Annotated in this window: 6 protein-coding genes; 1 reads left to right on the top strand and 5 read right to left on the bottom strand. The window is 72.2% G+C overall.

Annotated elements, in window-relative coordinates:
- A partial coding sequence (serA, locus tag Q1K33_RS19905) for a phosphoglycerate dehydrogenase (protein WP_300406540.1) occupies positions 1 to 937 on the bottom strand: 937 nt, incomplete at its 3' end.
- 128 nt (positions 938 to 1,065) lie between these two features.
- Here serA and Q1K33_RS19910 point away from each other — a divergent pair.
- Entirely contained in the window at positions 1,066 to 3,864 is a 2,799-nt protein-coding gene (locus Q1K33_RS19910; protein WP_300406542.1) for a hypothetical protein, read from the top strand.
- An 85-nt stretch (positions 3,865 to 3,949) separates the two neighbouring features.
- Here Q1K33_RS19910 and Q1K33_RS19915 read toward each other — a convergent pair whose 3' ends face one another.
- The 4 genes from Q1K33_RS19915 to Q1K33_RS19930 form a co-directional block, all read right to left on the bottom strand.
- Positions 3,950 to 5,131, bottom strand: coding sequence for an RtcB family protein (locus Q1K33_RS19915; protein ID WP_300406544.1), 1,182 nt, complete (start codon positions 5,129 to 5,131; stop codon positions 3,950 to 3,952).
- Positions 5,132 to 5,184: 53 nt separating this feature from the next.
- On the bottom strand, positions 5,185 to 6,459 hold the full coding sequence (locus Q1K33_RS19920; RefSeq protein WP_300406545.1) for an MFS transporter: 1,275 nt from the start codon (positions 6,457 to 6,459) through the stop codon (positions 5,185 to 5,187).
- Between the two features lie 3 nt (positions 6,460 to 6,462).
- Positions 6,463 to 8,118: a DNA repair helicase XPB gene (locus Q1K33_RS19925; RefSeq protein WP_300406547.1), complete on the bottom strand. Its 1,656-nt coding sequence runs from the start codon at positions 8,116 to 8,118 to the stop codon at positions 6,463 to 6,465.
- Between the two features lie 23 nt (positions 8,119 to 8,141).
- Positions 8,142 to 9,271 (bottom strand): helicase C-terminal domain-containing protein (locus Q1K33_RS19930; RefSeq protein ID WP_300406549.1); only part of this gene is annotated, 1,130 nt, incomplete at its 5' end.

The following is a 9,271-nucleotide window of genomic DNA, read 5'->3' on the forward strand; positions in this document are numbered from 1 at the left end:
ACAGCTCGGTGCGGCCCTCGAGCGCGAACCCGGCGAGCTTGCCGGCGACGAACCAGCCGATCTCCTCCTGCGCCTCCTGGGTCGATCCGCCGACGTGCGGGGTGAGGATCACGTTGTCGAGCCCGCGCAGCACCGACTCGAACTCATCGCCCTGTGCCTTGGGCTCGACCGGGAAGACGTCGAGGGCGGCGCCGGCGATGTGGCCAGAGAGGATCTGCTCGCGCAGCGCGACGTCGTCGACCACCATGCCGCGGGCGGCGTTGATGAAGAGCGAGCGCGGCTTCATCTTGGCGAACTGCTCGGCGCCGAAGAACCCGGCGTTGCCGGGTCGGCCGTCGACGTGCAGCGTCACGACGTCGGCCTCGGCCAGGAGCGCGTCCAGGGTGGGCATCCTCCGCGCGTTGCCGTGCGCCAGCCGGTCGGCGGTGTCGAAGAAGATGACGCGCAGCCCCATGGCCTCGGCCACGTTGGACAGCTGGGTGCCGATGTTGCCGTAGCCGACGATGCCGAGGGTGCGTCCGCGGATCTCGTGGCTGCCCTGGGCCGACTTATCCCAGACACCCGCGTGCATCTTGAGCGTCTTCTCCGGAAGGCGGCGCGCCAGGGCGATGATCTCGCCGATGACCAGCTCGACGACGCTGCGCGTGTTGGAGTACGGCGCGTTGAAGACCGCGACCCCGCGCGCCGCCGCGGCGGCCAGGTCGACCTGGTTGGTGCCGATGCAGAAGCAGCCGACGGCGATCAGGTCGCCGGCGGCGTCGAGCACCGTCTCGGTCACCTTCGTGTTGGAGCGGATGCCCAGCAGGGAGATGCCCGGCAGGGCGACAAGGAGCTCGTCCTCGCTCATCGAGGCCGTGCGGAGCTCCACCTCGAAGCCGGCCCGTTCGAGGGACTCGACGGCCAGCGGGTGGATGTTCTCGAGCAGGAGTGCCTTCACGGGCCACCAGCCTACGGAGCCCCCGACGCCGACCGGCGAGCGGATCAGCCGGTGGTCCGGTCTAGTGCACCCACCATCCTGCGGCGTCGCCGGCGTAACCCGTCGCGGCCCGGCGGCGTTGAGCAGTCGTGCCCCCCACACCCCGGGACGGTGCAGGCCCCGCACCTGCCCGGTCCGCCCGCCTCGCGCTGCCCCGACGGGTCGCCGCACGACTCGCCGGCGGCCTCGCCTGCGTGCTGATCGGTGGGCTGGTCGGCACAGTCCCGCCCGCCGCGGGCTCCACCGGCGCCGACCCCGAGAGCGACGCGGGCGCGCATCGTGGGACGTGGGAGATCGTCGCCCTCGACGCGAGCAACTACGAGGTCTCGTGGACCTCGCCGAGCAGGCTGCCGCTCGGTGCGGACCGGCCCCGGATCGTCGGAGCAGGGCTGCCGATCGGGGAGGCGAGGATCGATCCCGACGGTCGCACGGTCCGGACGGTCGTCACGGCCGCCGCGGTGCCGGACCCGGCGGGCCTCGACGTCCTGCTGTCGGGCGATCGCTTGGACGAGGGTGGGCTGGACCCCGTCGTACGACGTCGGGTGGCGCCCGTGGACCGCGTGGCCACCACGGTGCTTCCGGCAGCTGACCCCGGAGTGCCCGGAACCTTCGAGACCGTGAGCAGCGACTACGAGCTCGAGCCGGTCAAGCTGGCCGGTCTGCGACGGCCGGTCGAGATGGTGGGTCACGTCGTCGAGCCCAGTGCCGGTGCCGTGACGGGTCCTCGCCCGTTGGTGGTGTTCCTGCACGGGCGGCACGACGTCTGCTACAACCCGGACGACGACCTCGACCACACCGGACAGTGGCCCTGCCCGGCGCCGTTCCAGGAGGTCCCGAGCCACCTCGGTTACGACTACCTGCAGCAGGTACTGGCTTCCCAGGGGTACGCGACGGTGTCGGTGCGGGTCAACGGCATCAATGCCCAGGACTTCCGGGTGCCCGATGGTGGTGCTGGTGCGCGTGCGGAGATGGTGGAGCGTCATCTCGACTACTGGGTCGATCTCGCCGATGAGCACCAGGTCGACCTCGACGAGGTCGTGCTGGTCGGGCACAGCCGTGGTGGTGAGGGGGTGGCCCGGGCTTCGATCCGGATCCCGACCTCGGCGCCGTACCGGGTCGCGGGGCAGGTGCTCCTGGCTCCGACGGACTTCGCCTCGCAGGCATCGCCCTACGTGCCGACGGTGACGGTGCTGCCGTACTGCGACGGGGACGTCCACGACTTGCAGGGTCAGCAGTTCACCGACGTCGCGCGTGACCTGGCGGCTGACGACACGTCGTTGAAGAGCTCGGTGCTGGTGATGGGCGCCAACCACAACTACTTCAACACCGAGTGGACCCCGGGCGCCTCGGCAGCTCCGTCGTCGGACGACTGGCGCGGAGACCCGGGCTCGGCGTGCGGTGCGGCCACCCCGGATCGGCTGAGCCGGGCCGAGCAGCGTGCGGTCGGCACGGCGTACGTCGCGGGAGCGGCCGCCCTCTTCACCGGTGACGAGTCCGCCCTCCCGCTCTTCGACGGCTCCTTGGTGAGGCTCGACTCCCTCGGTGATGCCGACGTCCGCTCCCACGCGATCGGAGGAGGGCGCGACCTCCGGCGTCCGGGCGCCGACGCGACGCTGACGAACGTGAGCGGTGGGGCGACGGCCGGCATCTGTCAGGGCAGGACGTCGCCCGACGCAGGCTCGGCCACGTGGTGCGGGCGCAAGCTGGGAGACCTGATCGCCCCGCACTGGAGCCCGGGCGACCAGGGCCGCCCCACGACCGACTTCCTCACGATGGGCTGGACCGAGGCCGGGGCGGTGGCCGGCCTGCGCCTCACCGAGGCGCTGGACCTCTCGGCCGGACGGCTCGAGCTGCGCACGATCGTCGACCCCCGCACCGGCCCGGTGCGGCTCGACGTACGGCTGACGGACAGCTCGGGGGGCCAGAGCGTGCTCGGTCCCGACAACGTCACCGACGGCGGCGACACGCTCGCTCCGCTGCCGGTGGGCGCTGGACTGACGAAGCTCTGGGCCCAGTCGCTGCTGGTCGACGCCGCCGCGCTGGACCCGACGGAGCCCGACAACGCGGCGGACCTGAGCGACATCGTCTCGGTCGAGCTGATCGGCCGCAGCGACCGGGGCCGGCTGTGGGTGGCAGACCTGGCCGCAGCCTCGTCGGCACTGGTCGCGGTGCCGGATCGTCGACTGCCCCAGGTGAGCCTCGGCGAGGCGTCGGCCGCCAGCGGTGAGCTCCGCTCGACCCGAGAGGCTCGCGTGCCCTTCGTGGTGGAGGGCAGCCTGGACCGTCCGGCCCGCTTCGTGGTGCAGCGCTCCGGCGCACCGGGATCACGAGCTCTCACCGTCGTCGACCTGGCCCCCGGACAGACCTCCGGGTCGATCCCGCTGACCTTCGGCAGCCGCCGTCTCGACGGGATGGGCCGTCAGGTCGACGTCGCGGCGTGGGGCGTGGACGGGGTGGTCACCGCGGACTACCTCGGGAGGTTGCGGGTGCTGGGCGACGACCCCGACCTCGTGCTCCGGGTCCGGCCCGTACGGCGCGTCGTCCGCGAGGGCGAGCCTGTCGAGGTGCGCGCACGGTTGGTGGGCGCCGGAGCACGCGTCACCCATGTCTACGCCGAGGTGGTGCCGGGCCGGGGCTCCCGGCTCCGCGGCGACGACCTCCGTCCCGGATGGCTGGCGCGGCGCGGCTACGGGCGCGAGTCCCGGCGCCCGCTCCACCGCCTGGGCGTGGGAGTCGGCGGTCGGATCCCGGCCGGGCAGCGCGACGTCACGCTGCGCCTCCCGACCGTGAGGGACTCGCGTCGAGAGGCTCCGGAGCGAGTGACCCTGCTCGTGCGCTTCAACCACCAGCGTCTGCGCGCCATGGTCACCGTCGCCGACCGCCGGTGACATCTACGTCGACGCCCGCTGACCGACGCGCAGCGGAGCTCTCCGGGCCGATCCGCCCGAAGAGCTCCGCTGTCCTGGTGTCGGCTCAGTCGCCCTTCACGTTGACGATCTGCCGCAGCGTGTGCCGCACCTCGACGAGGTCCGCGGCGTCGGCCATCACCCGGTCGATGTCCTTGTAGGCCGCCGGGATCTCGTCGATGAACGCGTCGGTGTCGCGGTACTCGATGCCGACCATCGCCTCCCGCAGCTGCTCGCGGGAGAACGTCTTGCGCGCCTTGGACCGCGAGTACTCCCGCCCCGCGCCGTGCGGTGCGGAGTTGAGCGCCACCGGGTTGCCCCGGCCCACCACGACGTACGACGCCGTCCCCATCGATCCCGGGATCAGCCCGGGCCGACCCGCTTCGGCGTTGATCGCGCCCTTGCGGGAGAGCCACACGTCCTTGCCGAAGTGCCGCTCCTGCTCGGTGTAGTTGTGGTGGCAGTTGATCTCCTCGACCCGCTCCACCTCGCCCGCGTCGGACAGGCCGAGCCAGTCGGCGAAGCACGCCACGACCCGGTCCATCATCTCCTCGCGGTTGAGCAGCGCGTAGTGCTGCGCCCACCGCATCTGGCGGATGTAGGCCCAGAACTCCGGCGTGCCCTCCACCAGGTAGGCGAGGTCGCGGTGCGGGAGGTCGATCCACCACTTCTCGCACAGGTCGCGCGCCACCTTGATGTGGGCCTGGGCGATCTTGTTGCCCACGCCACGCGATCCCGAGTGCAGGAACAGCCACACCCGGTCGGTCTCGTCGACGGTGACCTCGATGAAGTGGTTGCCCGAGCCGAGGGTGCCCAGCTGCAGCTCCCACCGCTTCGCGTAGGTGGCGGGGTCGAAGTCGGCCCGCTCGGCCTCGCCGCGCAGCACCTCGAGCCGCTCGCGGGTGTGCTCACGGGTGACACCCTGGTTGGCCGCTCCGGCCGAGAGCGGGATCGCCCGCTCGATGGCCTCGCGCAGCGGCTTGCGGTCGACCGGCAGGTCGGCGACGTCGTACGTCGTGCGGACGGCGATCATCCCGCAGCCGATGTCGACGCCGACTGCAGCCGGCATGATCGCGCCGAGGGTCGGGATGACCGACCCGACGGTCGCCCCCATCCCCAGGTGCGCGTCGGGCATCAGCGCGAGGTGCGGGTGGATGAACGGCAGCGTCGCTGCCGTCACCGCCTGCTCGCGGGTGTTGTCCTCGAGGATCGAAGCCCAGTTCATGAGCTTCTTGCTGATCTGCTCCATGGTCCTTTCGTCTCTGTGTCGTCGTGCTCCCGAGTGGAGCACGAGGGCCGACACTAGGGACCGGCAATCGGCTTGCGCGAGGAGTTTGTGCCGTGCCGGCCCTCGGCGGACGAGCCGAGGAGCCCATCGAGGCGAGCCATCGCGACGGCCCCGGCGACCGGGCCGATCGCCAGCATCGCCATCGCCCCGCGCCAGCCGACCCAGTCGACGACGTACGGCACGGCGTTGATCGTCACCACGGTCAGCAGGAACCCGACGGCGGTCTGCATGGTCAGGGCGGTGCCCACGTAGCGCCGGTCGGCGACCTCGGTCATCAGCGTGGAGAAGAGACCCGAGTCGGCGATGATCGAGATGCCCCAGAGGACGAGGATCGGCAGCAGCAGGTACGGCGACGCGCCGTACGCCGCCGCGGCCAGCAGGCAGCAGGACGCACTGATCGCCATCGCTCCGCCGGCGACCCGCGCCCGGCCGACCCGGTCGCCGAGCCACCCGCCTGCCAGGGCCCCGGCCACGCCGGCCAGCCCGATGACCGCGAACGCGATCAGCCCGATCGCGCTCCGGGAGCCGTCCCAGGTGTCGCTGATCGCGAAGCTCGCCGTCAGGTAGGCCGGCAGCCACGTCCACATCGCGTAGAGCTCCCAGCAGTGCCCGAAGTAGCCGAGGTTGGCCAGGCGCGGGCCGCGGTCCCGGACCAGCCGCAGCAGGTAGCGGGGGTCGAACGGCGGGGCCGGGGCGGCGAGCGGACCGAGTCGGACCCATCGGCCGGCGATGGCCGCCGCCAGCAGGCAGAGCGCAGCCGAGGCGAACAGCACCGAGCGCCACGGCAGGTCACCGAAGGCGCCGGCCAGGCCGTTGAGCAGCTGGGGCAGGGCGCTGCCGAGCGTCAAGGCTCCGACCAGGACGCCGATCGCCAGTCCGCGGCCCCTCTCGAACCACGACGCCATCAGCTTGATGCCGGTGGGGTAGACACCCGCGAGCGCGACTCCGGTCAGGAAGCGCAACGGCAGGGCGGGACCGAGGGAGTCGACGCCGAGCGCGATGGTGGCGGTGGCGAGCGCCGCGACGGCGGCCGACCACGCTGCGAGAAGGGGCGCCGGCCACCGGTCGGCAAGGCTGAGGACCGCGCTCAGCAGGGCCCCGGTCACGAAGCCGAGCTGGACGGCTATCGTCAGCAGCGTGCCCTGCTGGGTGCTGATGCCCCAGTCGTCACGCAGGCTCGGCACCACTGCCGAGGCCGAGAACCAGCTCGACATCGCGAGCACCTGGACCAGCGCGATCAGGGCGAGCTGGCGGCGCGCGGAGAAGGACGCCGCGGAGGCAGCGCTCACGGCTCAGCCCGTCGAGCCGCTGAGCCCCAGGTCCTCGGCGTCGATGATCCGGTAGGCGTAGCCCTGCTCGGCGAGGAAGCGCTGGCGGTTCTGGGCGAAGTCGGCGTCGACGGTGTCGCGCGAGACGACGGTGTAGAAGTGCGCGGACTTGCCGTCGGCCTTCGGGCGCAGCAGCCGGCCGAGGCGCTGGGCCTCCTCCTGACGGGAGCCGAACGAGCCGGAGACCTGGATCGCGACCTCGGCCGAGGGGAGGTCGATGGAGAAGTTGGCGACCTTGGAGACCACCAGCATCCCGATCTCGCCGGTGCGGAAGGCCTCGAAGAGTCGCTGGCGCTCCTTGACCGGGGTCTCACCCTTGATCACCGGGGCGTCCAGCTTGTCGGCCAGCTCGTCGAGCTGGTCGATGTACTGCCCGATCACCAGCGTGGGTTGGCCCGCGTGCTGGGCGACGAGGTCACGCACGACCTGCACCTTCTGGTGCGTGCAGGACGCGAGCCGGTAGCGCTCCTCCGGCTCGGAGGTCGCGTAGACGATGCGCTCGTCGGTCGGCAGGCTCACGCGGACCTCGACGCAGTCGGCGGGCGCGATCCAGCCCTGGCTCTCGATGTCCTTCCAGGGGGCGTCATACCGCTTGGGCCCGATCAGCGAGAAGACGTCGCCCTCGCGGCCGTCCTCGCGCACGAGTGTGGCGGTCAGGCCGATCCGGCGGCGGGCCTGGAGGTTGGCGGTCATCCGGAAGATCGGCGCCGGCAGCAGGTGGACCTCGTCGTAGACGACGAGACCCCAGTCGCGTGCGTCGAGCAGCTCGAGGTGGCTGTAGATGCCCTTGCGACGTGTCGTCATGACCTGGTACGTCGCGATCGTGACGGGCCGGATCTCCTTGACGGTGCCGGAGTACTCGCCGATCTCGTCCTCGGTCAGCGTGGTGCGCTTGATCAGCTCGTCCTTCCACTGCCGCGCGCTCACGGTGTTGGTGACCAGGATCAGCGTGGTCGCTCGGGCCTGCGCCATCGCGGCGGCGCCGACCATCGTCTTCCCCGCACCGCACGGGAGCACCACGACCCCGGAGCCGCCGTGCCAGAACGAGTCGGCCGCGTCGCGCTGGTAGTCGCGCAGCGACCAGTCGGACTCGTCGAGGTCGATCGGGTGGGCCTCACCGTCGACGTACCCGGCGAAGTCCTCCGCCGGCCAGCCGAGCTTGAGCAGCGCCTGCTTGAGGTTGCCGCGCTCGGAGGCGTGCACCGCGACGGTGTCGTCATCGAGGCGGGCGCCGAGCATTCCTTGGATCTTCTTGGCGCGCAGCACCTCCTCGAGCACCGGACGGTCGGTGCTCGCCATGACCAGGCCGTGCACGGGGTGCTTCTCGAGGCGCAGCCGGCCGTAGCGGGCCATGGTCTCGGCGACGTCGACCAGCAGCGAGTGGGGCACGGCGTAGCGGCTGTAGGTCAGCAGGGTGTCGACGACCATCTCGGCGTCGTGGCCGGCGGCGCGCGCGTTCCACAGGCCGAGCGGCGTCAGTCGGTAGGTGTGGACGTGCTCCGGCGAGCGCTCGAGCTCGGCGAAGGGCGCGATCGCCTTGCGGCAGTCCTGCGCGCGCTCGTGGTCGATCTCGAGCAGGAGGGTCTTGTCGGACTGGACGATGAGGGGGCCGTCGTTCACCTGACGAGTCTACGGACGCCGGGCTACTCGGCCCCGAGGGGCCGCACGGTCGTGATCCGGTGCACGGCGAAGGCGCGCACGTCGTCGGCGCGGTGGTCGTGGGCGGTCAGGGAGCCACCCTCGATGGAGATCGGGTCGATCACGCGCTCGGAGGAGACGCCCTGGTTGTCGACGTAGCCGATCAGCACGGTCGACTCGGCCTCGATCGCCTCCCGCAGGGCAGCCAGGGCGCCCGAGGGGGTCAAGGGTGTGGCGGTGGCGGCGGGCCGCGCGGAGGAGGCCCGGTCGCCGGCCCGGATCGCGGTCACCACGGAGGCGATCCGCGCCGACTCGCGCGTCGAGCGCACCGACGGTCGGCGCTCGCGGGGCGACCGGGCGCGCAGGACGTCGGGACGCGAGACCTGCACCGAGCCGTCGGCCGACTCGAGCACGGGGGCGGCGCCGAGGTCGCGCAGGCGGGGCAGCAGCACGTCGATGGGTGTGGTGCTGATGATGACCGTGGGAGCGATCCGGCGCAGGCCCAGTGCGGAGGCCTTCGGGTGGTGGAGCAGCTCGGTGAGCGCGGACTCGTCGTCGGCGCGAAGGAAGGCCTCGGCGTGGCCGACCCGGATCGCCCCGAACGTGCGCACGGTGTCGTCCACCAGGTAGGTCAGCGGCTGGGGGACCGGGGTGCGGGAGACCTGCTCGAGGAACCCGTGGACCTCTGCCGCCGTCCAGCCGACGTCGAGGGCGCGGCGTACGGAAGCGGGCGTGAACCGGTACGTCGTGGCGCCGCCGCGCGACTCGACGTCGGCGACCAGCTGCAGCGAGCGCGCGAGCGACGACTCGAGCGGGCCGGGCGCCACGGCGGTCAGATCGGCCTGGATGAGCACGTGGTCGACCGGCTCGGGCATCAGCTCGGCGAGCCCGGTCGGATTGTCGTCGCTGAGCAGGGCTCGCGTGTACGCCGCCACGGCGCCGAGCCCGGTGAGCCCGAGCGCCGCGGCCTCGGTGAGGGTCCACTGGACGTAGTCGCCCCGGGAGCGCGGTCGGCGCGGACGGTCCCAGGAGACCCGGTCCAGCAGCGACGGCAGGCCGGTGCCCGCGGCGAGCGCTGCGCCCGGGGGGAGCTCGGCGAGGGCGAGCAGGGTGGCGCGGCGCGCCTCGGCCACCG

The organism is Nocardioides sp. (assembly GCF_029937575.1).
GTDB lineage: Bacteria > Actinomycetota > Actinomycetes > Propionibacteriales > Nocardioidaceae > Nocardioides.

Coding starts and splice junctions, on each gene's coding strand:
- Q1K33_RS19915 (WP_300406544.1), bottom strand. CDS start 5,131: ATGGAGCAGATCAGCAAGAAGCTCATGAACTGGGCTTCGATCCTCGAG.